At 61.0% G+C, this 22293-nt stretch carries 25 protein-coding genes; 17 read left to right on the forward strand and 8 right to left on the reverse strand.

All coding sequences use genetic code 11. The annotated features are described in order from the left end of the window. Positions 1–54 precede the first annotated feature (54 nt). Together EFQ99_RS30175 and EFQ99_RS30180 are read left to right on the forward strand one after the other, a co-directional pair. Entirely contained in the window at positions 55–309 is a 255-nt protein-coding gene (locus EFQ99_RS30175) for a type II toxin-antitoxin system Phd/YefM family antitoxin (RefSeq protein ID WP_126924824.1), read from the forward strand. Then, on the forward strand, positions 306–728 hold the full coding sequence (locus tag EFQ99_RS30180; RefSeq protein WP_126924825.1) for a type II toxin-antitoxin system VapC family toxin: 423 nt from the start codon (positions 306–308) through the stop codon (positions 726–728). Before EFQ99_RS30175 ends, EFQ99_RS30180 begins: the two co-directional genes overlap by 4 nt. Before the next feature lie 79 nt (positions 729–807). On the opposite strand, the gene EFQ99_RS30185 is transcribed toward EFQ99_RS30180, so the two are convergent. Next, positions 808–1875 (reverse strand): LacI family DNA-binding transcriptional regulator, encoded by a 1068-nt coding sequence (locus EFQ99_RS30185; RefSeq protein WP_126924826.1) that lies wholly within the window; start codon positions 1873–1875, stop codon positions 808–810. Between the two features lie 222 nt (positions 1876–2097). On the opposite strand from EFQ99_RS30185, the gene EFQ99_RS30190 reads away from it, so the two are divergent. The 7 genes from EFQ99_RS30190 to ppk2 all read left to right on the forward strand — a co-directional run bounded on the left by EFQ99_RS30190 (position 2098) and on the right by ppk2 (position 10112). Continuing rightward, positions 2098–3048: a sugar phosphate isomerase/epimerase family protein gene (locus tag EFQ99_RS30190; RefSeq protein WP_126924827.1), complete on the forward strand. Its 951-nt coding sequence runs from the start codon at positions 2098–2100 to the stop codon at positions 3046–3048. Between the two features lie 57 nt (positions 3049–3105). After that, positions 3106–4338, forward strand: coding sequence for an ABC transporter substrate-binding protein (locus EFQ99_RS30195; protein ID WP_126924828.1), 1233 nt, complete (start codon positions 3106–3108; stop codon positions 4336–4338). A gap of 99 nt (positions 4339–4437) precedes the next feature. Then, a complete protein-coding gene (locus EFQ99_RS30200; protein WP_126924829.1) occupies positions 4438–5325 on the forward strand; it encodes a carbohydrate ABC transporter permease in 888 nt (295 codons plus the stop codon). Further along, positions 5325–6209, forward strand: coding sequence for a carbohydrate ABC transporter permease (locus EFQ99_RS30205; RefSeq protein WP_126924830.1), 885 nt, complete (start codon positions 5325–5327; stop codon positions 6207–6209). The genes EFQ99_RS30200 and EFQ99_RS30205 overlap by 1 nt, the downstream gene beginning before the upstream one ends. Positions 6210–6216: 7 nt before the next feature. Next, on the forward strand, positions 6217–7299 hold the full coding sequence (locus EFQ99_RS30210; RefSeq protein ID WP_126924831.1) for an ABC transporter ATP-binding protein: 1083 nt from the start codon (positions 6217–6219) through the stop codon (positions 7297–7299). 84 nt (positions 7300–7383) lie between these two features. After that, entirely contained in the window at positions 7384–9036 is a 1653-nt protein-coding gene (locus EFQ99_RS30215) for a GMC oxidoreductase (RefSeq protein WP_126924832.1), read from the forward strand. Positions 9037–9197: 161 nt separating this feature from the next. After that, on the forward strand, positions 9198–10112 hold the full coding sequence (gene ppk2 / locus EFQ99_RS30220) for a polyphosphate kinase 2 (RefSeq protein WP_126924833.1): 915 nt from the start codon (positions 9198–9200) through the stop codon (positions 10110–10112). 131 nt (positions 10113–10243) lie between these two features. On the opposite strand, the gene EFQ99_RS30225 is transcribed toward ppk2, so the two are convergent. Then, positions 10244–11119: an aldo/keto reductase family oxidoreductase gene (locus tag EFQ99_RS30225; RefSeq protein ID WP_126924834.1), complete on the reverse strand. Its 876-nt coding sequence runs from the start codon at positions 11117–11119 to the stop codon at positions 10244–10246. A gap of 96 nt (positions 11120–11215) precedes the next feature. Here EFQ99_RS30225 and EFQ99_RS30230 point away from each other — a divergent pair, with 96 nt between their 5' ends. After that, entirely contained in the window at positions 11216–12127 is a 912-nt protein-coding gene (locus tag EFQ99_RS30230) for a LysR family transcriptional regulator (protein WP_126924835.1), read from the forward strand. 62 nt (positions 12128–12189) lie between these two features. Here the strand turns inward: EFQ99_RS30230 and EFQ99_RS30235 are convergent, their stop codons facing one another. From EFQ99_RS30235 to EFQ99_RS35205, 3 genes are read right to left on the reverse strand one after another with little or no spacing between them, the layout of a single operon-like run. Continuing rightward, complete coding sequence (locus tag EFQ99_RS30235; RefSeq protein ID WP_125843194.1) at positions 12190–12384, reverse strand: hypothetical protein; 195 nt, start codon at positions 12382–12384, stop codon at positions 12190–12192. A gap of 51 nt (positions 12385–12435) precedes the next feature. Beyond that, a complete protein-coding gene (rpsU, locus tag EFQ99_RS30240) occupies positions 12436–12669 on the reverse strand; it encodes a 30S ribosomal protein S21 (protein ID WP_126924836.1) in 234 nt (77 codons plus the stop codon). A 38-nt stretch (positions 12670–12707) separates the two neighbouring features. After that, positions 12708–12860, reverse strand: coding sequence for a hypothetical protein (locus tag EFQ99_RS35205; protein ID WP_164736465.1), 153 nt, complete (start codon positions 12858–12860; stop codon positions 12708–12710). Positions 12861–13298: 438 nt separating this feature from the next. Between EFQ99_RS35205 and rapA2 the strand changes: the two genes are divergently transcribed. The 7 genes from rapA2 to EFQ99_RS30275 all read left to right on the forward strand — a co-directional run bounded on the left by rapA2 (position 13299) and on the right by EFQ99_RS30275 (position 19249). Continuing rightward, positions 13299–14012, forward strand: coding sequence for a calcium-binding lectin RapA2 (rapA2, locus tag EFQ99_RS30245; protein WP_126924837.1), 714 nt, complete (start codon positions 13299–13301; stop codon positions 14010–14012). 170 nt (positions 14013–14182) lie between these two features. Continuing rightward, positions 14183–14371 carry a hypothetical protein gene (locus tag EFQ99_RS30250; protein WP_126924838.1) on the forward strand — a complete coding sequence of 63 codons (189 nt, stop codon included), beginning with the start codon at positions 14183–14185 and terminating at the stop codon, positions 14369–14371. A 145-nt stretch (positions 14372–14516) separates the two neighbouring features. Continuing rightward, entirely contained in the window at positions 14517–15704 is a 1188-nt protein-coding gene (locus EFQ99_RS30255) for a helix-turn-helix transcriptional regulator (RefSeq protein ID WP_126924839.1), read from the forward strand. Positions 15705–15805: 101 nt separating this feature from the next. Then, positions 15806–16000 carry a hypothetical protein gene (locus EFQ99_RS30260; RefSeq protein ID WP_126924840.1) on the forward strand — a complete coding sequence of 65 codons (195 nt, stop codon included), beginning with the start codon at positions 15806–15808 and terminating at the stop codon, positions 15998–16000. Next, positions 15979–17475, forward strand: a complete 1497-nt coding sequence (locus tag EFQ99_RS30265) for a DUF4153 domain-containing protein (protein WP_126924841.1) — start codon at positions 15979–15981, stop codon at positions 17473–17475. The genes EFQ99_RS30260 and EFQ99_RS30265 overlap by 22 nt, the downstream gene beginning before the upstream one ends. A gap of 47 nt (positions 17476–17522) precedes the next feature. Further along, entirely contained in the window at positions 17523–18227 is a 705-nt protein-coding gene (locus EFQ99_RS30270) for a response regulator transcription factor (protein ID WP_126924842.1), read from the forward strand. Next, positions 18227–19249, forward strand: a complete 1023-nt coding sequence (locus tag EFQ99_RS30275) for a HAMP domain-containing sensor histidine kinase (protein WP_126924843.1) — start codon at positions 18227–18229, stop codon at positions 19247–19249. Before EFQ99_RS30270 ends, EFQ99_RS30275 begins: the two co-directional genes overlap by 1 nt. A gap of 88 nt (positions 19250–19337) precedes the next feature. Here EFQ99_RS30275 and EFQ99_RS30280 read toward each other — a convergent pair whose 3' ends face one another. The 3 genes from EFQ99_RS30280 to EFQ99_RS30290 form a co-directional block, all read right to left on the reverse strand. Next, positions 19338–20348, reverse strand: a complete 1011-nt coding sequence (locus EFQ99_RS30280; protein ID WP_126924874.1) for a LacI family DNA-binding transcriptional regulator — start codon at positions 20346–20348, stop codon at positions 19338–19340. 120 nt (positions 20349–20468) lie between these two features. Further along, the gene (locus EFQ99_RS30285; RefSeq protein WP_126924844.1) at positions 20469–21479 is read right to left on the reverse strand and encodes a zinc-dependent alcohol dehydrogenase family protein; all 1011 of its coding nucleotides are present in this window, start codon (positions 21477–21479) and stop codon (positions 20469–20471) included. A 36-nt stretch (positions 21480–21515) separates the two neighbouring features. After that, a complete protein-coding gene (locus EFQ99_RS30290; RefSeq protein WP_126924845.1) occupies positions 21516–22286 on the reverse strand; it encodes an L-iditol 2-dehydrogenase in 771 nt (256 codons plus the stop codon). Positions 22287–22293 lie beyond the last annotated feature (7 nt).

A 22293-nucleotide genomic window follows, 5' to 3' on the forward strand; every position in this document is an offset into this window, starting at 1 on the left:
TGTTCTCACGATTGGCGGTGTTATATGTAGGTAAATACCTACATGGGGCATGTCATGACCATTACGACCCTTTCCAGCCGTGAACTCAATCACGACGTCAGCAATGCGAAGAAAGCTGCCAGAAAAGGGCCTGTGATTATCACTGATCGCGGCAAGCCTTCCCATGTCCTTCTCACATATGAGGAATTTCAGCGTCTCACTGGCAGACGCCAAAGCTTGGTCGATGGGCTATCCATGCCGGGCCTATCGGAAATCGATTTCATGCCGTCGCGGATCGAGATCAAAACCCGCGAAGTGGATCTGTCTTGAGCTATCTGCTGGATACGAATGTCATTTCCGAGCTGCGCAAGGTTGGGGACGGCAAGGCTGATGCACAAGTCGTGGCATGGATCGCAGCTGCAAATGCTTCAGACTTTTATCTCTCTGCAATTACCATTCTCGAATTGGAACGGGGCGTGCTTGCCGTCCAACGACGAGATGCCCGGCAAGGTTCACGCCTGCGGACATGGCTTGATGACCATGTGCGACCGCAGTTCGCCGGCCGGATACTGCCGATCGATGACGCCATCGCGACGCGCTGCGCGCATTTGCATATTCCCGACCGACGCAACGAGGCGGATGCTTTGATTGCTGCCACAGCACTCGTTCATAACATAACCGTGGTCACGCGAAACGTGAGAGATTTCGACGGCACCGGCGTCATCATTGTCGATCCTTGGCAAGGTTAAGGATCGCGGGCGCCTTGAAAGGATGTCAAAATTGAAGGCGACGCTGTTTCCGCATGCATCCGCGGCCGGCCCGTCATAGTCAGTTCTTCGGAGCGGCGATACTTTCCCGCAGGATAAATCTGCTGGGAATAACGGTGCGCGCCGTCGGATTTTGCGTCTGGCCAAGGGCATCGAGCAGCAGATCGACCGCCGCGCGTCCCATCTCCTCGACAGGCTGCTCGATCGTCGAGAGCGGCGGGGACGAGAATTCGCAGACGGGCGACCCGTCGAAGGAGACGACGGACAGATCCCCGGGAATGCTCAAGCCCGCACGCTGGATACGGCTGACAAATGAGATGGCCATGTCATCGCTGGTGGCGATGACTGCCGTCGGTCTTTCCCTCAATGTCGCAAAATCATCTGCCGCCTGGACACCGATGTCGAAGCCGTGCTGATAATCGAGATGACCGCCTGAGCGACGCACCCGTTCCTCGGACAATCCCGCCGCTTCTAGCGCCTCGATGACGCCGCCATAACGCTCAACATCGTGATAATTGCCTTCGGGCCCTGCAATATAGAAGAACCGTCGGTGACCCAGTCGGATGAGTTCGGCCGTGACGTCTCGCACGGCCTCGCGATCGTTGGTCACGACGCTCAACAGGCCCGCATCGCTCATGTCGAGCAGCATCGAAACGATCGGCAGGCCGGAATTTGCCAGTGAGCGCCCGTCCACTTCAGGAAGCTTCGACGACAGGATGATGACCCCGCGCACGCTACCGCCAAAGGCAAGGTCGAGAATGTGCCGTTCGGAAAGCTCGTCACGATCGAGATTGGCGATCATCAGATTGTAGCCACCCTGGATCAGCGACTTGTTGATGCTCTGCAGGACCTGCGGAATGATCTGGGAGACGCCATAATAGAGTGATCCCGGCAGGATGATCATGATGATGTTGGATTTGCCGACTCTCAGGCCACGCGCCATCGCGTTCGGCGTATAGCCGAGCTGCCGGGCCGCGGCATTGATCTTGGCGCGCGTCTTCTCGTTGACCCGTCCGGGATTGGCGAGCGCGCGGCTGACCGTCGATATTGCCACGCCGGCGAGCCGTGCAACATCCGCCATCAAGGCACCCGATTGCTCCTCTCCCGCCACATCCTTGTTTTTATTCACGTTTTTTATTTCTCCCGGATGCTTCGATTTGCAACTCTAAGGCAGGCGGCGATTTATAGCAAACGTTTGCCAAAAATCGCTTGCTTAAAAAACCAGCTTGATTATCATCTGGGCATGGCAAACGATTGCCATTCCTTAATGCGTTGAAAATCCTTGGCTTATTGGATGTGGGAACTCTCGTTCCGCACGCGGGTAGGTCATGCCTCGAGAAATGGACAGGTTATGGCTGGCGACAAGCTACGCTTCGGCGTCGATCTCGTGACATTCTTTCATCCCGGCTTCTGGGGCGTCGACAGCCATGATGCGATCGTCGATCACGCGCGCGCCGAGCCGCGCGCTTTCTGGGACAAGATCCTCGACAGCGTCCAGGCCTCCGGCGTGACCGGCGTCGAACTGACCTTTTCTCCCTTCAACTGGCAAGATGCCATCAAGACCTATGGTTCCATCGGTGCCTTTGCAGCCGAACTGACAAGGCGCCGCCTGACGCTGTGCAGCGGCTTCTTTGCGGAGCTTGAGGCGGCCGGCGATTTCGCCGAGCCCGAGGCCCAGCGCGCGCTGATCGACAAGGCAGAACGCTATGCTGATTTCCTGAAGGCCTGCGGCAGCGACATCATGGTGATCGGCGCGCCGCTTCGCCAGACGCTCGGCGCCCAGCCGGTGCAATTCCATGATTTCGACCGCGCCAAGGTGATCGCCGATTTCCTCAACCGGCTCGGAGCGACCCTTTATGCCAGGGGCGTACGGCTTGCGCTGCACACCGAGGCGCATTCGGTCTTTGCTGGCGCGCGCGATGTCGACCTGATGATGCTTTTGACCGACCCGGCCTATGTGCATATGTGCCCGGACACGGCTCATATCATCGTTGCCGGTTCCGATCCCATCCAGCTCGTCGATCGCCATCACGAGCGCATGATCATCGCCCATTGGAAGGACGCGATCGGTCCGATGCCTGCCGACACACCGATCGACAAGCACATCCATGAACGCCACCAGCCCTATTTCTGCGGCTTCGGCCTCGGACGCGTCGACTGGCCGGCCTGGATCCGGCTGCTGCGCGACCGGGCCTATGAAGGCTGGGCAATCCTTGAACTCGATGCCGCGCCGGATCCCGTCCGCGACATCGCCAACGGGCTCACGCTCGTCCGGCAGGCGCTCCTGCCGACCTATCGCTGACAACATTCCGAAGACGACAAACGCCCCGCCAAGAGGGCATTTTCAAGAGGTGGAACTATGAAGACCATGATGAAGCTTTTTCTTGCCGGCGCGGCATTCGCCGGTCTCTTCGCCTCGGCGCATGCCGAGGACAAGCCGACGATCGAGATCATGTCGTCCTGGACGTCGGGCGGCGAAGCGGCGGCCTTGAACGTCATCAAGACCGAATTCGAAAAGCGCGGCGGCGTCTGGATGGATTCCTCGATTGCCGGTTTCGGCGCGGCCGATGCCGCCTTCCAGAACCGTATCGTTGCCGGTGACGCGCCGGGCGCCAAGCAGGGTGTCATCGGCCTCGCTGCCGCCGATTTCGTCAGCCAGGGCCTGTTCAATCCGATCGACGACGTGGCCGCCGCCGGCAAATGGGCGGATGCCCTGCCGAAATCGATCCATGATCTCATTTCCTATGACGGGAAGGTCTATCTCGCTCCAACCGGCGCCCATGGCGAAAGCTGGGTCTTCTATTCCAAGGAAGCCTTCGGCAAGGCCGGTATCGCGCAGGAACCAAAAACCTGGGACGAGTTCTTCGCCGATCTCGACAAGCTGAAGGCCGCCGGCATCGTCCCGGTCGCCTGGGGCGGCCAGCCCTGGCAGCAAACCAAGGTCTTCAACATGGTCCTGCTCTCGCAGGTCGGGATCGACGGCTTCCTGAAGATCTATGCCGACAAGGATAAGAGCGAGGCATCCGTCGAGGGTGTGAAAAAAACGCTGGCGATCCTCGGCAAGTTGCGCGGCTATGTCGATGCGGGCGCGGCCGGCCGCAACTGGAACGATGCGACCGCCATGCTGATCACCGCCAAAGCCGGCGTGCAGTTCATGGGCGACTGGGCCAAGGGCGAATTCACCGTCGCCGGCAAGGCGCCGGGCAAGGACTATGGCTGCATGATCGTGCCGGGCTCGGCCGGCATGGTCTATATCGCCGACTCCCTCTGGTTCCCCAAAACAGGCAATGCAGCGACCGACAAGGCCCAGAAGCTGCTCGCCGAAGTCGTCATGGACCCCACCGTCCAGGTCGAATTCTCCCTCAAGAAGGGCTCCGTTCCGATGCGCTCCGACGTCGATAAGTCGAAGCTTGATGTCTGCGCCCAGAAGGGCCTCGAACTGATGAGCGCCGGCGCGATCGTGCCGGATCAGGCGATCGTGCTCACGCCCCAGCAAGTCGGCGCGCTCGACGATTTCGTCGATGAATATTGGAGCGGCGGCTCGAATGACGCGGCGTCTGCAGCCAAGAACTTCTTCGCCATCTTCGAGTAGGATCATGCCCGTGGCGTTGGATTGATTCCGACGCCACGGCTGCCGGCCGCCGTCCTATGCGGCGGCGCGTGTTCCGCTTCACCGTCAAAGAGCTGGCCGATGTCCGTCAAACGCAAGCGCAATCTTTCCGCGACCATAGCCCTCTTGCCGACATGGTTCGCCGCGGTCGTGGTGTTCATTGGCACCATGGCCTGGTCGATCCGGCTCTCCTTCACCAATTCCACACTCTTTCCGTCTTCGACCTATGTCGGCTTGGCGCAATATTCGAAGCTCTTCTCTTCCGCCAAATGGCTGGCATCTCTGCAAAACGTCTTGATCTTCGGCGTTCTCTATGTGGCGGGCTGCCTGGTGCTCGGCTTCCTGCTGGCCGCTGCACTCGACCGCAAGATCCGCTTCGAAAGCGCCTTCAGGACGATCTTCCTCTATCCATACGCCATGTCCTTCGTGGTGACGGGGCTGATCTGGCAGTGGATGCTCAATCCGACGCTCGGCATCCAGGCGAGCGTGCGTTCGCTCGGCTGGGAAAGCTTCGTGCTCGATTGGGTGGTCAATCGCGACATGGCGATCTATGCGCTGGTGCTCGCCGGCGTCTGGCAGGGCGCAGGACTCGTCATGGTGATTGCGCTTGCCGGCATACGCGGCATCGAGGCCGAACAATGGAAGGCAGCGCGCATCGACGGCATTCCGGTCTGGCGCATCTATGTCTCGATCATCCTGCCCCAACTCGGTCCGGCATTGGCCGCCGCCGGAATGCTGCTCGCCATGGGCGTGATCAAGACCTACGACATCGTCGTCGCCATGACCAATGGCGGCCCCGGTAATGCGACCGAAGTACCGGCGAAATTCATCATGGACAATCTGTTCGGACGCCAGAATCTCGGCCTCGCCACAGCAGGCGCGACAGTGCTGGTCCTGGGCGTCATCATCGCAGTCGCGCCGTTCCGTTACGCGATGCATATGCGCAATCGGGCAAAGGGAGCGTCGTGATGACCCAGCCTCACCCGAATGGGCCGAAGCCGGCGCGGATCACGGCCGGACGCATCGGTCTCTATGCCTTCCTAATCGCCGCCGCACTTTTCTTCCTTCTTCCCCTCTATACGATGGTCGTCACTTCGCTGAAATCAATGGACGAAATCCGGCTTGGGCAGATCTTCGCGCTGCCCGCCATGCTCGATTTCTCCGCCTGGGTGACCGCCTGGTCGGGCGCCTGCATGGGAACCGTCTGCGTCGGCATTCGCAGCGGCTTCTGGAATTCGGTGGCGATCACCGTTCCCGCGGTCGTGATCTCGGTCTTCGCAGGCGCCGTCAACGGCTATGCGCTGTCGCTCTGGCGCCCGCGCGGGGCAAATGCGCTCTTTGGCCTGCTGATGGCCGGCGGCCTCATCCCCTACCAGATCTTCCTTTATCCGATGGTCCGGACGATGGCGAATATCGGTCTCTACAATTCGCTCGCCGGCATCATTCTCGTCCATGTCATCTTCGGCCTGCCGCTGGTGACGCTGCTTTTCCGCAACTATTTCGTCAGCGTGCCGGAGGAGCTCTGCAAGGCCGCACGTGTCGACGGCGCGGGCTTCTGGCGCATCTTCTTCGAGATCATGCTGCCGATTGCCGTGCCGATGGTCGTGGTAGTCTCCATGCTGCAATTCACCGGCATCTGGAACGACTTCCTGCTCGGTCTCGTCTTTGCCGGGCGCGACAATCTGCCGATGACCGTGCAGCTCAACAACATCGTCAACACCACCATGGGCGAGCGCACCTACAACGTGAACATGGCGGCGACGATCCTGACCGCCATCGTCCCTCTCGCCATCTATTTCCTGTCCGGCCGCTGGTTCGTGCGCGGCATCGCCGCCGGCGCAGTCAAGGGGTAACGCTTCCATGCAATCCGCCGTCTCCGTCAAGGACCTGAAGATCGCCTATGGCGACCACACCGTGATCGAGAAGATGTCGATCGACATCGCGCCACGCGAGTTCCTGGTTCTGCTCGGCCCTTCCGGCTGCGGCAAGTCCACCCTTCTGAATGCCATCGCCGGCCTGCAGGACATTACGGCAGGCGAGGTTTGGATCTCGGGCAAGAACGTTAGCTGGGAGGAGCCGAAGGACCGTGGCATCGGCATGGTCTTCCAGTCCTATGCGCTCTACCCGCGCATGTCGGTCCGCAAGAACCTCTCCTTCGGACTTCGCGTCGCCGGGCTGCCGAAGACCGAAATCGAGGCGCGCGTCGCCCGCACGGCCGCCCTTCTCCATCTCGACAAATTGCTCGACCGGCGACCGGCTGAGCTTTCCGGTGGGCAGCGCCAGCGCGTCGCGATCGGCCGGGCGCTGGTGCGGGAAGTGGATGTGTTCCTTTTTGACGAACCGCTGTCGAACCTCGACGCCAAGCTGCGCAACGAATTGCGCGTCGAGATCAAGAAGCTGCATCAGCGCCTCGGCAACACCATGATCTATGTGACGCACGATCAGGTCGAGGCGCTGACGCTTGCCGACCGGATCGCCATCATGCGCGACGGCGTGATCCAGCAGCTCGCCTCCCCGGCCGAGATCTACCGCCGCCCGGCCAATCTCTTCGTCGCCGGCTTCATCGGCGCTCCGGCGATGAACTTCATCGAGGGCCGAATCGAGCGCGACGGCGAGGCGCGTCTCTTCCGAAGCAACGGCTTGGCCTGCGATCTCTCCGGCTACTCTTTCCGCGCGGCCGCGACAGAAGGACCAGCCACACTCGGTTTTCGCCCTGAGCATCTTGTCCTCGACGGAACTGCAAGCGGCCTGCCCATCATTCCGGGCCGCGTTTCCGTCGTCGAGCCGATGGGTTCGGACGCCGTCGTCTGGTTTGATTGGGGAGACCAAAGCCTCTCGCTCCGGCTCATGGGCGACGTCACTCTCGAGCCCGGCGATGCGCTGACGCCCGGCCTCGATATTGCCAAGGCCTCCCTCTTCGGCGCCGACGGATCGCGGCTGTGAGGCGCCATCCCTTTGTTTTCCCGCAATTGCGGACGCGCCTCGCGCCCCTTTGAGGAATTGCTCCAGGACAGGATTTGGAAAGACATGTCTGAGATCGTCTATGATGCGCTGGTGATCGGCTCCGGCGCGGCGGGTTCCTTCGCGGTCAAGGAACTGACGGCGCAGGGATTGTCGGTGCTGCTGCTCGAGGCCGGCCCGGCCGTCGGGCCTGGGGATTTCGATCCCGCCCGCAAGAAGGAGCCCGCCAGCAGCATCAATATCTGGGAACGCGCGCGCGCCACGCTCAAGGGACAGCCGATCCAGGCACGCGCGGCCTTTTTTACCGAGCGCTTCAGCCATTTCTTCGTCAACGACCGCAAGAACCCCTATACGACACCGAAAGGCGAGCCCTTCCTCTGGATCCGCGGACGCCAGGGCGGCGGGCGTCTCCACAGTTTCGGCCGGGTGCTACTGCGCTGGACCGACGAGGATTTCAAGATCCGGTCGCGCTCTGGAAAGGGCGTGGACTGGCCGGTTTCCTATGACGAGCTGGCGCCATTCTACGACGAGGTGGAAGCCTATCTCGGGCTCTACGGCAACAAGGACAATGTGGCGACCCTGCCGGACGGCATCTATGCGAAGCCGGCAGGCCTGACGCCCGCCGAACAGCTGTTCAAGCAGGCTGTGGAAAGCCGCTGGCCGGAACGGCACGTCGTCTCATGGCGCTACATCGCGCCCGATGCAGACCGCATGCCGCGGCCGCTGCGCGAAGCGAACGCCAGTGGCGGTCTGACCGTTCGCTACGACGCCGTCGTTCGCCGCATCACCACGGACGAGAAAACCGGCCGCGCCACCGGCGCGGAATACATCGATCGCAACACCGGCGAGGTATCGACCGCTCGCGCGGCGACAGTGGTGTTGTCTGCCTCGCCGATCGAGAGCGTGCGACTGCTCCTCAATTCGGCTTCGGCGAAGCATCCGGACGGACTTGGAAACAGCTCCGGTGTTCTCGGCCGCTACTTCATGGATCAGCTCCCATGCCTTGCCTTCGGCTCCTTCTCGAAGGCGAAGGGCTGGGCGCCCGACCGCTCCGCCCCCACCGACCCATTCTACAATCCCTCGGGCGGGATCGTCATTCCCCGCTTCGGCGAGGGGGATGCCGGCCGCGGTGATTTCGATTACCAGGGCAGCGTGGGCCGGGCACCGGTCTCCGGGGAGGTCGATGCCCGCCTCGCCTTCTTCGGCTTCGGCCGCATGCTGCCCTATGCCGATAATCGAATTACGCTGGATGTCAGGCGTAGGGATGCCTGGAGCATTCCCGTTCCGCATATCCGCTGCGTCATGCGGGAAGAAGAACAGGCGCTCTTGCGCCGGCAGGAGGAAACGCTGATCGCCATGGTCAGAGAGGTTGGAGGCGATCTCGAATTCATCGGCTCGCCCACCGGCCTCAAGGAGATGGGCAAGGGTGCGTTCCCTGAAGCCGACGCCTTCAGCCGCTTCATGTTCCGCACATGGTTTCGCAAGACCATGTGCATGGGCGCGGCGATCCATGAGACGGGCGGTGCCCGCATGGGCGAAACCCCGGAAGCTTCGGTGCTCAATCCCTATAATCAGGTCTGGGATGCCCCGAACCTTGTCGTCACCGACGCCAGCGCCTTCCCGGGCAGCGGCATCGCCGGCACCACGCTGACCGTCATGGCCCTGACGATCCGCGCCTGCCGCAACCTTGTCGACCGATACCGGGCGGGGCAGCTTTAGGCGTGGTTTCGGCGGGTGGAATGCGCCCATTGCGTGCCGCGCCGCTTCCGCCAGGCCCGGGAACGACAGAGGCGCTTAGCCGTTTCAGCTTTTGATGGATGGTCGTCACAAAAATTTTGCAAGGACATGCTCCTGTCAAAAAAAGCAGAAGGAAAAAGGCCATGTCGCAATCACATCAGGATCAGCTCAGCCGAATAAAAGCCGAAATCGCCGACAGCTTCGATGAGGAGCTGGAAATGCAGATGGAGGAAGACCGGCTGGACGATCTGGTCGCCGAAGGAATGTCGGAACCGGCCGAGCAGACGCTCGAGCGAAAGATCTATTTCCGGGAGCTTTTCCGGCTGCAGCACGAACTGGTGCGGCTGCAGGATTGGGTTCAGCACAAGCAGCTGAAGGTCGTGGTACTTTTCGAAGGCCGGGATTCGGCCGGCAAGGGAGGCGCGATCAAGCGCGTGACGCAGCGGCTCAATCCGCGCGTCTGCCGGACGGTCGCGCTGCCCGCCCCGACTGAGCGGGAACGCCATCAATGGTATTTCCAACGATATGTCCCGCATCTTCCCACAGCCGGCGAAATGGTGCTCTTCGACCGCAGCTGGTACAATCGCGCCGGTGTCGAGCGCGTGATGGGGTTCTGCACGCCTGATGAACTCGAGGAATTCTTCCGCTCGGTGCCTGAATTCGAGCGCATGCTGGTCCGTTCCGGAATCGTGCTGATCAAGTACTGGTTTTCGATCACCGACGAAGAGCAGGAATTCCGCTTCAAGATGCGTATCCACGATCCGCTGAAGCAATGGAAGCTTTCACCGATGGATATGGAAAGCCGTGTCCACTGGGAGGAATACACCAAGGCCAAGGAAGAAATGCTGGCGCGCACGCACACCAAGGAAGCGCCCTGGTGGGTGGTACAGGCCGTGGACAAGAAACGGGCGCGGTTGAACTGCATCGCCCATCTTCTCGAGCAGATCCCTTATGAGGATGTTCCGAAGCCGGAGATTGAGCTACCGGACCGCATCCGTCATGCCGATTACAACAGGGCGCCGGTTCCGCCTGAAATGCACGTGCCCGAGCGCTATTGAACGTATAGTCGCAACCGGCGGCAAGCTCGGGGGAAATAGCCGCAGCATGCGGCAATTCATCCCGGAGTGCTCTGCTATGCCACGCGAGAGCGTGGCGTAGCAACGCGATCCGCTGCACGATTCGGATACCGTCAGGCGGCGATATCAGCCATGCGGTTCAATTCTCCGACAGCGTCGTCCGGGAGCGCCAGCCCGGCGGCGGCGAGGTTCTCCCTGAGATGGCCGACCGATGAGGTGCCGGGGATCAGCAGGATGTTCGGAGCACGACGCAGCAGCCAGGCGAGCGCCACCTGCATAGGCGTGGCGTTCAGGCGTGCGGCGACGTTGGAGAGTGTGGACGATTGCAGCGGGGTAAAGCCGCCGAGCGGGAAGAACGGTACATAGGCGATGCCGTCGCCGGCAAGCTCGTCGATCAGGGCATCATCTGCCCGATGCGCCAGATTGTACTGGTTCTGTACGCAGACGATCTCGGTGATCCCGCGGCCTTCGGCGACCTGCTTCGATGTGGCGTTGCTTAAGCCCACGTGACGGACCAGACCTTGCCGCTGAAGATCGGCAAGGACCGCAAGCGGCTGTTCTATCGATCCTTCGGCGGGGCTATGCAGGTCGAAGGCGATCCTGAGGTTGACCACGTCGAGCACATCCAGGCCGAGATTGCGCAGGTTGTCGTGGACTGCCTGCGTCAACTCCTGGCGCGAGAAGGCTGGAATCCATGATCCATCCGCACCGCGCCGTGCGCCGATCTTGGTGACGATGACGAGATCGTCGCGATAAGGATGCAGTGCTTCGCGGATGATCCGGTTGGTGACGTGGGGGCCGTAGAAGTCGCTTGTATCGATGTGATTGACGCCTGACGCAACGGCTTCGCGCAACACCGCCAAGGCTGCGTCATGATCCCTGGGCGGGCCGAACACGCCTGGACCCGCAAGCTGCATGGCGCCATAGCCGAGCCGTTTGACGCGACGGTCGCCGATGGTGAACGTACCGGACTGATCGATAATGGACATGATCCAACTCCTTTCAAGAGATGGCGCCAAGTTAGGCGTTGTCCGATCGCGTGAAAACCGGGTACAATCCGCACGGGCTGTGCGGGGTGGCGAACAATGAAAGTCGACTTGGGTGATTTGAATGCCTTCGTGGCGGTGGCGCAAGCCGGCGGTTTTCGCGAAGGCGCGCGCGCAAGCGGCGGCAGCGCCTCTTTCCTTAGCGAGGCGGTTCGTCGCCTGGAGGCGCAGCTCGGTGTCAGGCTGCTCAACCGCACGACGCGCAGCGTCGTCCCGACCGAAGCGGGCAAAGGCTTGCTGGAGCGGCTCGGTCCCGCATTGACGGAGGTCGAGTCGGCTCTCGACGTCGTCAACGGTTTTCGCGACAGGCCGGCCGGTTCGTTGCGGCTCAACGTGCCGGTCAGCGCGGCGCGGTTGGTGCTGCCGGCCATCGTTCCACCATTCCTCGCCGCCTATCCCGACATTCGGCTGGAGGTGGTCGCTGAAGAGAGCTTCGTCGATGTGATTGCCGCCGGCTGCGACGCCGGCATCCGTTATGATGAGCGGCTGGAGCAGGATATGATCGCCGTGCCGATCGGGCCACGCGTGCAGCGCTTTGCCACTGCGGCGTCCCCCGATTATCTCGATCGTCACGGCCGGCCGCAGCACCCGAGCGAATTGCTCGGCCATGCCTGTCTGCTCGGCCGTTTTGCCAGCGGCGCGCTGACGACGCCGTGGGAATTCGAGCGAGATGGCGAGGTGGTTCGGGTCGAACCGAGCGGCCCCTTGATCGTCAGGATCGGCGGGGCGACCGACCTTAAGGTGGACGCTGCGATATCGGGTACGGGGATCGTCTACGTTTTCGAGGACTGGCTGCGCCCGCATCTCGACAGCGGCGCCCTCGAGCCGATCCTCGAACCATGGTGGCAGTGCTTTTCCGGGCCGTTCCTCTATTATCCCGGGCGGCGCTTGGTGCCTGCGCCGCTGCGTGCCTTCATCGACTTCGTAAAAGCATCGGCCAACCAGCATTGAGCGGCGTCAAAGCTTGACCTCGGCACTGTCGCGATAATTCCCTGATCTTCTCGCGGTCGTCCTCAATGGACGCTCGGCGTTTTCATGACCACCGCGAAATCTTCGGCGACCAGTTCGCTGACGGCGATGAGGATTTCTTCCCGGGAAAAGCCGGATGTCAGGGCGCGTTGGATCAGATCCTGCAGATCCGGCTCCACGACGTCGCGGCAATCTTCGAGGCGTTCCTCCGAAACGGTGAGGCTATTGAGTTCGTCCATTGTCTGTCCTTTCCGGATATAATTGCGGTGGCCTGGGATGGTTCGAGGCGGTTAACGGGCAGCCGTCCGCGTCCGTCCGGCAAGCAGGCCCTCGCGTTGCATCTTCTTGCGGGCAGCCTTGCGCTGCCGGCTGATTGCCTGCGCCTTTTCCCTGACACGGCGTTCGGATGGCTTCTCGTAGGCGCGCCGTTCCTTCATTTCGCGGAACAGGCCTTCGCGCTGCATTTTCTTCTTCAAAACCCTGAGCGCCTGATCGACGTTGTTGTCTCTGACAAGTACCTGCATTTCGAATTCTCCTTATGGCTGTTTGCACCGATCGCCGTTCAGCCGAGCTGCTTGGCAATCAGCGCCTGCAGTTCGCGGCGGGTGAGAAGGCAGGGAGACGGCTTCCAGGTCCCGGCAGCACGGCGGACTGCCTCATCACCCTCACGCGGTTTGGCCGCCGCAACCGCGGTGGCTTTATTTGTGTCGGTCAAAAAAATCCTTTGCCGGCCATGGCCGGGGTCATCGCTTGTGTGTGGGATTGCTTATCGTGCGGCCTCTGGCCGCATGGCCGGTGCGCAAGCGTGTCGTCCAAGAGCCGTACGGTTTGGTTCCGCTTCGATCGGTCGCAGCTGTAAAATAGGTGTCGGAGACCGCGATTGCAACGGGCGAGCCAGCAGCGTCATAAAACTCCACCGGAGGTGTCCGTCTCCGGCATTTTACTCAAGTTATCCGCGTATTAGTTCGCCAAATTTTCTTCAAATTTGCGTGAAAATGGAATTATTCCATCGCAAATGAAGCAACGGGAAAATCGGCGGCGAAATTAACCTTCTGTTAAATAGGTTATTGACTTATAGTATTAATCAGTTGTTAAAGGAGCCGCTCGCTAAGGTCAAAATTGACCCGTCGATAAACAATTTTAGGAGAGAGCAATGGCTTCGCCGATACACGCAACTGATGATAGTGCAACATTTAATGAAACAGACGTAATTTCCGGAAATCTGCTTTCCAACGATTCTTCCGACAACGGCCACCTGTACCTGCGCGCCTTCGACGGCGAAAGCGTTGGTGCCAAGCAGGGCAACAACCAGATCACCGAGATCCATGGCGACTTCGGTACCTTCTTCGTCAAGCCGGACGGCAGCTATACCTACGTCCTGAGCGACGCTGCCAAGATCGGCTTCACCAATGGTGAAACGCTGACTGAACGCGTCACCTACAAGATCTCCGACGGCGCCGGTCACACCGACGTCGGCGTGTTCTCCCTGAACATCCAGGGCGTAACCCAGGTCAAGCCGGTCGCTGTCGATGACCACTTCAGCTTCTCTGAAGGCGACGTCATGGGTGGCAACGTTCTCAGCAACGACATCAAGGGCGACAACGGCAAGCTCTTCCTCCGTCAGTTCGACGGCACGAACGTCAGCGCCAAGAGCGGCCTCGACGCCGTTACCGACATCGCCGGCGACCATGGCGTCTTCCACGTCAAGCCGAATGGCGAATTCACCTACACGCTGACGGAAGACCTGACTGCCGGCCAGCAGGTCATGGAAACCGTCCAGTACTACAAGATCTCCGACGGCGAAGGCCACACGGATGTCGGTGTCCTGACGCTCAACATCACGGGCACAGATGCTCATCTCGTGTAATCAGCGGTGATACATCGCTGAGACACGACGCCCGCCGTGCCAACGGCGGGCGTCTTCGTTTATTCGCCTGGCCTTTCGCCTGACCCGGCGGGACGCTTATACATAATTCTTTTTAGCTAGTTCTTATAAAAGCTGGGGAAGCGTAGTCTTCATGTTCGGAGGACACGCCCTTGACCGAACACATCGAACCCAAGCAAATCGAAACGGACGATCTGACGAAAGTCTGGTCCGTCACCGAATATTGCGCTCGCCATCGGATAGATGCCGAGGAACAGGCGCTGCTGCTCAGACTTTTCGGGCCATTCGCGACAGCCTGTGAACTGCTCCACAATGCCAAGCGCGCGCCGCGATTTAGATGATGGGCACTTCACCTCGTCGCCTCAAATCATCCATCCTCTCATCGGTCGCAACCTTCCCTTCCCCCGAACGGGCATGAGAATCACCTGATCGGGTGACGCTCGTCATCTCGGCGGACCCGTCATCGTGAAAGCGAGAGGCGCTGACATGGATCATGTCGACATCATTGATGCGGTCTACCAGGCAGCGGCGCGGTCCGAGCTATGGCCGGATACGCTGTGCTCGATCGTCGATTACGTCGGCGCCGTCGGCGGAAATATCGTCTATCAGGCGCCTGACGGCCGCGGCAGCTTTCTGATCCCCGGCCGCATGCGCGACGATTTGAACAGGCTTTATCTCCGGCAGTACACGGGCAACCCCTATGCCCGCGCATTCGAGAAGGTAAAGCCGGGCGAGGTTGTAATCGGCAACGAGCTGATCGATGCCGAGGCCGTACGGCATTCGGCCTTTTATGCCGATATCTGTGAACCTCAGAACATCTTCAATCAGCTCTTCCTGCCGCATGCCAGCCTGCATGAACGCGGAGGCATCGGCGGGGTCGCCCTTTTCCTGTCCCGCCGACAGGACGAACATGCCGCCGATGCGGCGGCTCGGTTGAAGCTGCTGAGCCCGCATATGGCGCGCGCGATCGATCTTTCTTTTCAGATGAGCCGGATCGCCCGCGCACCCGAATTGTCGCAACGATTGATCGACGCGATAGCCGACGCGGCTGTGCTGATCGACGGGCGCGGTGCGATCCTTCTCGTGAATACGGCGGCCGAGGCATTGCTTCAGCGCGCCGATGGTATTTTCCTCAGCCGCTCCGAGAGGCCGTCCCTTGCAGCCCACATCTCCGAAAGCTCTCTGCGCCTGACGAACGCCATTCGCCAGGCTCTGCTGATCGCCGCTGGCGAAGACACGCCTTTCGAAGGGGCATTTTCGATCTCTCGGCCATCGGGTTTGCCACCTTATCTGGTGATGGTCACGCCGCTTGCACCGACGGCGGTTTCCATTTGGGATGCGGTCGACAGCGGCGCACGCGTCCTCGTCCATATCGTCGATCCGGAAGCGAAAACACGCCGGCAAGCGCAGCAGCTGCAGCGCATCTTCGGCCTGACGGAAGCCGAAACCCGGGTCGCCGCGCTGATCGGCAGCGGCATGAACCTGCCAGAGATTGCCCGGGTTCTGGGGATTTCGTCTAACACGGTGAAAACACATACCGGCCGATGCTTCGGCAAGACGGGAATGCGATCCCAGGCAGCTCTTGCCAGGCTGATCGCCTCGACCCCGATTGCCGAAAAAAGAGCGGCGGCGCCGGCCAGGACGAGCGGAAAGAGCATTCCGCGGGAATTGTGATTCTTAAGCGCTCACCGCGATCCCGTTGGGTCGGAGCGATTTCCTGAATTGTTCCTCACCCTCTGCACAAAAACTGCAATCCGGCGCGGCATGTTCCCGCCATGAGCAAGAACGACATCCCGCCCCACATCACCCTGCCCGCCGTGCCGGATAGCCTTCGCAATGACGGATGGTGGCTGGCAGAGGCAAGCGGGCGTCAAGGCATACCTGCCGAGGCGAACCCCGTCGACATGTTCATCCCAACCGAAAAGCGGCATCTGCGAGAGGAGCAGCAATGGATACAACCGATACCTTGACGGAGCCGATGCGGATCAAATATGGCAGCGTCCCGATCGCTGCCCTGTTTGCGCTCGTTGCGCTGGCAGATTTTCTGATCTTTGATTACGCGCCCGGGATAAATCTCGTCCTCTTTGCCTTCGCCGTCTGTGTCGGCATTTTGCTCTCGGCTTCGAAGAGGCCATCGCCACTGACGACGGTTTTCCTGCTGGTTTTTTTGATCCTGGCTTCTGCGCCCTTGCTGGAAGCGCCCTCGCTAACGGGCGTTGTCCTTTGCTTCGGCGCTCTGATGTCGGTTGCTCTCGTCAGCGCCAGGCTCATGCCAGGTCGCCTCGCCGGCGTGCCTCTGGTGTTTTTCCGTTTCGCTGTCGTCGTTCCGCTGCGGCTTGTGGAGGATTGCTGGAAATATCATGCGACGCCGGCCAAACATTTCTCCTTTGCCGGGGCCCGGCAAAGCGTCGGCCTTTGGGTCATGCCCCTTGTTCTCGCAGCGGTCTTCGTGTCTCTCTTTGCGGCTGCGAACCCGCTTATCGAGATCGCGCTGCGCAGCATTGATTTTGCCGTCCTGCTGCAGTTCCTCGATCTTTGGCGAATCGGCTTCTGGGTGACGATCGCGATCGTGGTCTGGGCGATGCTGCAGCCGCGCCTGAAACGTCGCTCTGCGCGGTTGCAGGAGGGCAGGACGTTCATGATCGTGCCCACCAGAAACGCACCGCTCGGCCATGCCTCGCTGTTGCGGTCGCTGCTTCTGTTCAACGCGGTTTTTGCGGTGCAGACGCTTCTCGATCTCGTCTATCTCTGGGGCGGCGCCGATCTGCCCGATCACATGAGCCATGCCGAATATGCCCATCGCGGCGCCTATCCCCTGATTGCGACGGCGCTTCTTGCCGCCGGCTTTGTCCTCCTCGCCATGCGGCGCGGCGGGCCCGGCGATCACAGTGCGCTGATCCGCGGCCTCGTTCACGCCTGGATCGGCCAGAACATCCTTCTCTGCCTGTCGTCGATGCTGCGGCTCGACCTTTATGTCGAGGTCTACTCGCTGACGGAACTGCGTATCGCCGCAGGCATCTGGATGGGCCTTGTTGCCATCGGCCTTGTCTTGATCCTGCTGCGCATTCTGCTCAATCGATCCAACGAGTGGCTGATCGCCGCCAACTTCGTCTCTCTGATCTCGGTTCTCTATGTCAGCGCTTTCGTCGATTTTCCTGGTGTCATTGCCCGCTTCAACGTCGCTCACAGCCAGGAGGTCAGTCACGAAGGCCCGCCGCTTGATATTTATTATCTCTCCACTCTCGGCCCTTCCGCCATTCCGGCCCTTGATCTCCATATCCGCGCGCTGCCGCAATACAGGACCGACAAGATCAGCGAAGCACAGCTCATCCGCGGCTCGCTCGTCTGGAAATTCGAGCATCGCCCGCGCGACTGGCGGAGCTGGAGTTTTCGTTCTTCGCGGCTGGAGGCCTATCTTCTGTCTCCCGCAGCCATTGCAAGATAGAACGAGAACGATAACAACAAGCACGACAAACCAACCCAGGACCGATTATGGCGCCGCGCATTCTCGTCGTCGACGACGAACCTCACATCCGCGATGTGATCTGTTTTGCCCTCGAGCGCGCCAGCCTCACATCGACGGCAGCCCGCAACGGCGCCGAGGCGATGGCGGCCTTCCGCCGGGGCAACGTCGATCTCATCATTCTCGATATCGGCATGCCCGATATGGACGGTCTGGAAGTCTGTCGCCAGATTCGCAAGACGTCGGGCCTGCCGATCCTGTTTCTTTCGGCTCGAGACGAGGAGATCGACAGGGTATTGGGTCTCGAAATTGGCGGGGACGACTATGTTATCAAACCTTTCAGCCCGCGCGAACTCGTCGCGCGGGTGAAGGTGATCCTGAAGCGCAGCGCCGGTGAAACCGGGCCTGACAGACGCCACGCCACCCTGGTTGCCGGCGAACTCAGCCTGGACCGTCGCGGCAGGACGGTCTCTTTCGGCGAGAGCGCCATCGCGATGACGGCGCTCGAATTCGCAATCCTGGACGCGTTGCTGTCACACCAGGATATGGTCTTCAGCCGCGAACAGCTGATGGAAGCGGCCTATGGCCCGAACACCTATGTCTCCGACCGGACGATCGACAGTCATATCCGCAACATCAGGGCCAAATTCGCCGGCGCCGGCGGCTCCGGGATCATCGCTACCGTTCACGGCATAGGCTTCAAGCTCGGCGGCGAAATCGGAAGGAAGGCCTGATGCCGGCGCCGAAAGTCCGCTCGAAGTGGCGGCCCAACCTGGCGCTGATCGTCTATGCCGTGCTTTTGACCGTCATGACGCTGCCAATCCTGATCGTCATTTGGTTTCGCACCGTCGAGGCGAGGTCGAACGGCATGGCGCCGATGGAAATCGGCGCCCTCGTCGTCGTCCTCATGTTGACGCTCACCGTTGCCTATGTGCTGACGCGCACGATTACCGGGCCGATCGAAGCGTTGATTGCCCGCGCGGACGAGATTGCCCGCGGCGGCAAGGCAGCGATCCGGCCGCTCGAAAGCCATGGAACGCGAGAGATCGCGGTGCTGTCGCAAAGCTTCCTCGATCTCGCCGGGAAACTGGTCGATCGCACCGAATATGTCCGCTCCTTTGCCGCCCATGTCTCTCATGAGCTGAAATCGCCGCTAACAGCCATCCGGGGAGCGGCGGAACTTTTACGCGACGATGACGGCGAGCGGCAGATGACGAAAGCGCAGCGCCTGCATTTTCTCGACAACATCGTCGCCGATGCGGTCCGGCTGGATGCCTTGCTGCAGCGGCTGAGGGAGCTTGCGCAAGCGGAAACGCCTATGGCGCAAGGCCAGATCAGCGTCGCAGACATCATATCCTTGCTGCGCGGGCGATTTCCCGCGCTCAGCATCTCGGGCGCAGGTGATGCGGCAATATCAATTGCTCTTCCCCAGGAAGCAGCCGGCATCGTCTTTGCCAACCTTGCCGAAAACGCCCTGCAGCACGGCGCCACGATGTTGGAACTCGCGGTGTCGGCCGATGCTCGAACGGCCGTCATTCTTGTCCGCGATGACGGCAGCGGCATTTCCGAGGCAAATGGCGAGCGTGTCTTTCAGCCGTTCTTCTCGACCCGCCGCGAGCAGGGCGGCACGGGCATGGGCCTCGGCATCGTTCGCGCCATGCTGAGTTCTCACGGCGGCACGGTCCGCCTGCTGCAGACGGCAGGCGGCGGCGCCGAATTCGAGATCACCCTGCCCGCCCAATCCGCGCGCGGCTGACGGAGCTTGCCCCAGGCGCGATCAAGCTGCCCCCGGCGCCATCGCCACCGATTTCAGCGGCGGCATGACGCTTTAAAGCGGCACGATCTCACGCCGAGCTTCGCAGCATGAGTTCGGCATTCAAGAGGATACGGCCTGCCGGCGTAGCAGGCCTCTCGCCTTCGCCGAGCCTGTCGAGCAGGAGTTCGATCGCCAGCCGGCCGATCTCGTTATAGTTCTGCGCGACCGTCGTGATCGGGGGGCAGGCATAGCGGGAGAGCGGGTGGTCGTCATGTCCGGCGACGCGCAGATCATAGTTGGCGCCGTGGCCGACCTTAAGTCCCTGCTGATAGGCGGCGGCGATGACGCCGAAGGCGACGCGATCGTTGGCGCAGAGTACGGTGCGCGTCGGGAATCCCTGCCCCGAAGTCAGGATACGGGTCGCTTCCTCGAAGCCGAAGCGCTCGAAATCCCAGCTCTTGCTATCGGCAAGCTCGACAATGCTGGGCGCCATCCGGAATTGCTCCATCGCCTCCAGATAGGCGGTCTGGCGCGTCAATGCATTGGTGTTGACATGCGGCATGCCGAAATAGCAGGGCGGTTCGCCCGAGCGGCAGAGATAGTCGACGATCAGGTTAAAGCTCTGGCGATTGTTGGTGCCGACGAAGGAGGATGTCTCGTCGAGCGGCGAATCCACATAGATAAGCGGCACGCTGCGGCCGAGCTCATCAAGTATGGCGTGGTGGGACTCCACGCCGAGCGGGGCGATGATCGCGCCGGCGACATTCATCGATTTCAGCGTCTTGATCGCCCGGTCCTCCATCTCCGCCTTGCCGTCCGACGAGAGCACGAAGGCCAGGAACCCCTTTTCGTTGGCGATCATCTCGATGCGTCGGGTGAGCGCCATGTAAAATGGATCAGTAGAATTGGGAATGATGACGCCGAGAATGTTGCTGCGCCGGCGGTTGAGGTTGACGGCGAAGATATTCGGCCGGAATCCTGATTTCTTCAGGGCCTGCTCGATCGTCTCCCGCGTCTTCTGCCGCACAGACATCGGATCGCTGAAATATTTCGAGACGGTGGGACGCGACAGGCCGACGAACTCCGAAAAGTCCTCCATGGTTTTGATCGTCTTTCCCACCATCTGCTCTCCTGACACGGCGTCTCTGACGGTTTTCTAGATGACTCACCGCCGAACGAAAAGCGATCTGTCGACCGCTCGATGACGATGAGGATCGATCTAGTCGATGGAGAACTGCACCATCATCGTTGCCGGATCGGCGGATTTCCTGGTGATGAAAGGAAGAACCTCGCCAAGCGGCAGTCGATTGGAGACCAACTGCGCCATTGCGCCGGTATCCCGTCTCAGGATGGCAAGCGCCTCGGGAATGTTGCGGTTCAGCGAATGCGAGCCGGCAAATCGGATCTGGCGCCGGAAGATCTCGAAGGGCGCGATGGAAATGCGTGCATCAGGCGCGCAGACGCCGAAGACGAGAACGGTGCCGCCATCGGCAGTGAAGTCGATCATGCCTTCGACGACGCGGGCGATGCCGGTCGCATCGGCGACGAAATCGAAGTCACGGCTGCGGCTGGCAAGCGCCTCTGATCCCGAGACGGCCGTCTCCAGCCCCAGCTTTTCGGCAAAGGCAAGGCGACCCTCGTTGATGTCGGCGACCGTCACCGACGGAACGCCTTCGGCCTTGAGGGAAAGCGCAAGCAGCAGCCCGATCGGCCCGGCGCCGAAGACCAATGCGTTCTCCGTTCCTGTCGGACCGGCCCGCAGGCCGGCACTGCCGAGGCCGTTCAAGACGCAGGCAAGCGGCTCGGCGAGTGCGGCGAGGTTGAAGTCGAGATCGCCGATCCCGTAGAGGTGATCGGTCCTGACCAGGCTGTATTCGGCGAAACCGCCGTTCTCCGTCACGCCATAGGCCTTGAGGTCGCGGCAAAGATTGCTCAGTCCCTTCCGGCAGGCCCGGCATTCTCCGCAGGGAAGATTGGGATCGATGACAACCCGGGCGCCGATCGCAAGGCCGGAGACATTGCCGGCTACGGCTTCGACCACGCCGGCATATTCGTGGCAGGGCACCAACGGAAAGCGCCCCTCCCCGTAGCGGCCATGCAGGACGTCGATATCGGTGTGGCAAAGGCCGGCGGCTCGCACGCGTACCAGCGCATGGCCGGGCCTCAGCTCCGGCACCGGGAGCGCCTTGGTGACCGCGACGCCCTTTTCGATATAGCAGATGGCTTCCATCCCTCTGGCTCCTGGCTTCATGATTGCGGCAGGCGATCAGCTCATCCAGTTGCCGCCATCGACATTGTAGGTCTGGGCAAGAATGTAGTCGCTGTCGGCGGATGCGAGGAAGACTGCCAGGCCCTTGATGTCGTCAGGCGTCGCGAAGCGGCCGATCGGAACGGATTTGGCGACTGCAGCCTTCTTCTCCCCAGGCTTCAGCCCTTCCCATTTGGCAAAATGCGCGTCCACGACATCCCAATGCTCGCCGTCCACAACGCCGGGTGCGATGGCATTGACGTTGATGCCGTACTTCACGAGCGCGAGTGCCGCCGATTGCGTCGCCGAGATGATGGCCGCTTTAGAGGCGCAATAGAGCAGCACCAGCGCCTCGCCGCGACGACCGGCCTGGCTTGCCATGTTGATGATCTTGCCACCCCTGCCCCGCTTGATCATGACGTTCGACACGGCCTTCATCATGAAGAGCGGCCCCTTCAGATTGATGGAGAAGACGCGGTCATAACTTTCCTCGGTGATCTCGTTGACGGGCGCCATGTCGAAGATGGCGGCGTTGTTGATCAGGATATCGATGCCGCCGAACTCCTCGTCGACCGCTTTGACGAGCGTGTCGATGGCCGAGAGATCGGTGACATCGAGCTTTATCGCCTTGGCGGCAGGACCGATTGCGTCAGCGGATTTCGTCGCCCGTTCGATGTCGATATCGGCGATGATAACCTTGGCGCCTTCCCCGACGAAAGCTTCGGCAAAGCCGAGGCCGATGCCGCGCGCGCCGCCGGTGATCAGGGCGACCTTGTCTTTCAGTCTCATATCGTTC

Source organism: Rhizobium vallis (assembly GCF_003985155.1).
Classification (GTDB): Bacteria; Pseudomonadota; Alphaproteobacteria; order Rhizobiales; family Rhizobiaceae; genus Rhizobium; species Rhizobium vallis.

What these genes read in the sequence shown, in the direction of transcription:
- EFQ99_RS30175 (WP_126924824.1), top strand. Translation starts at nt 55, where the DNA reads ATGACCATTACGACCCTTTCCAGCCGTGAACTCAATCACGACGTCAGC.
- EFQ99_RS30190 (WP_126924827.1), top strand. Translation starts at nt 2,098, where the DNA reads ATGGCTGGCGACAAGCTACGCTTCGGCGTCGATCTCGTGACATTCTTT.
- EFQ99_RS30195 (WP_126924828.1), top strand. Translation starts at nt 3,106, where the DNA reads ATGAAGACCATGATGAAGCTTTTTCTTGCCGGCGCGGCATTCGCCGGT.
- EFQ99_RS30200 (WP_126924829.1), top strand. Translation starts at nt 4,438, where the DNA reads ATGTCCGTCAAACGCAAGCGCAATCTTTCCGCGACCATAGCCCTCTTG.
- EFQ99_RS30205 (WP_126924830.1), top strand. Translation starts at nt 5,325, where the DNA reads ATGACCCAGCCTCACCCGAATGGGCCGAAGCCGGCGCGGATCACGGCC.
- EFQ99_RS30210 (WP_126924831.1), top strand. Translation starts at nt 6,217, where the DNA reads ATGCAATCCGCCGTCTCCGTCAAGGACCTGAAGATCGCCTATGGCGAC.
- EFQ99_RS30215 (WP_126924832.1), top strand. Translation starts at nt 7,384, where the DNA reads ATGTCTGAGATCGTCTATGATGCGCTGGTGATCGGCTCCGGCGCGGCG.
- ppk2 (WP_126924833.1), top strand. Translation starts at nt 9,198, where the DNA reads ATGTCGCAATCACATCAGGATCAGCTCAGCCGAATAAAAGCCGAAATC.
- EFQ99_RS30225 (WP_126924834.1), bottom strand. Translation starts at nt 11,119, where the DNA reads ATGTCCATTATCGATCAGTCCGGTACGTTCACCATCGGCGACCGTCGC.
- EFQ99_RS30230 (WP_126924835.1), top strand. Translation starts at nt 11,216, where the DNA reads ATGAAAGTCGACTTGGGTGATTTGAATGCCTTCGTGGCGGTGGCGCAA.
- EFQ99_RS30235 (WP_125843194.1), bottom strand. Translation starts at nt 12,384, where the DNA reads ATGGACGAACTCAATAGCCTCACCGTTTCGGAGGAACGCCTCGAAGAT.
- rpsU (WP_126924836.1), bottom strand. Translation starts at nt 12,669, where the DNA reads ATGCAGGTACTTGTCAGAGACAACAACGTCGATCAGGCGCTCAGGGTT.
- rapA2 (WP_126924837.1), top strand. Translation starts at nt 13,299, where the DNA reads ATGGCTTCGCCGATACACGCAACTGATGATAGTGCAACATTTAATGAA.
- EFQ99_RS30255 (WP_126924839.1), top strand. Translation starts at nt 14,517, where the DNA reads ATGGATCATGTCGACATCATTGATGCGGTCTACCAGGCAGCGGCGCGG.
- EFQ99_RS30260 (WP_126924840.1), top strand. Translation starts at nt 15,806, where the DNA reads ATGAGCAAGAACGACATCCCGCCCCACATCACCCTGCCCGCCGTGCCG.
- EFQ99_RS30265 (WP_126924841.1), top strand. Translation starts at nt 15,979, where the DNA reads ATGGATACAACCGATACCTTGACGGAGCCGATGCGGATCAAATATGGC.
- EFQ99_RS30270 (WP_126924842.1), top strand. Translation starts at nt 17,523, where the DNA reads ATGGCGCCGCGCATTCTCGTCGTCGACGACGAACCTCACATCCGCGAT.
- EFQ99_RS30275 (WP_126924843.1), top strand. Translation starts at nt 18,227, where the DNA reads ATGCCGGCGCCGAAAGTCCGCTCGAAGTGGCGGCCCAACCTGGCGCTG.
- EFQ99_RS30280 (WP_126924874.1), bottom strand. Translation starts at nt 20,348, where the DNA reads ATGGAGGACTTTTCGGAGTTCGTCGGCCTGTCGCGTCCCACCGTCTCG.
- EFQ99_RS30285 (WP_126924844.1), bottom strand. Translation starts at nt 21,479, where the DNA reads ATGGAAGCCATCTGCTATATCGAAAAGGGCGTCGCGGTCACCAAGGCG.
- EFQ99_RS30290 (WP_126924845.1), bottom strand. Translation starts at nt 22,286, where the DNA reads ATGAGACTGAAAGACAAGGTCGCCCTGATCACCGGCGGCGCGCGCGGC.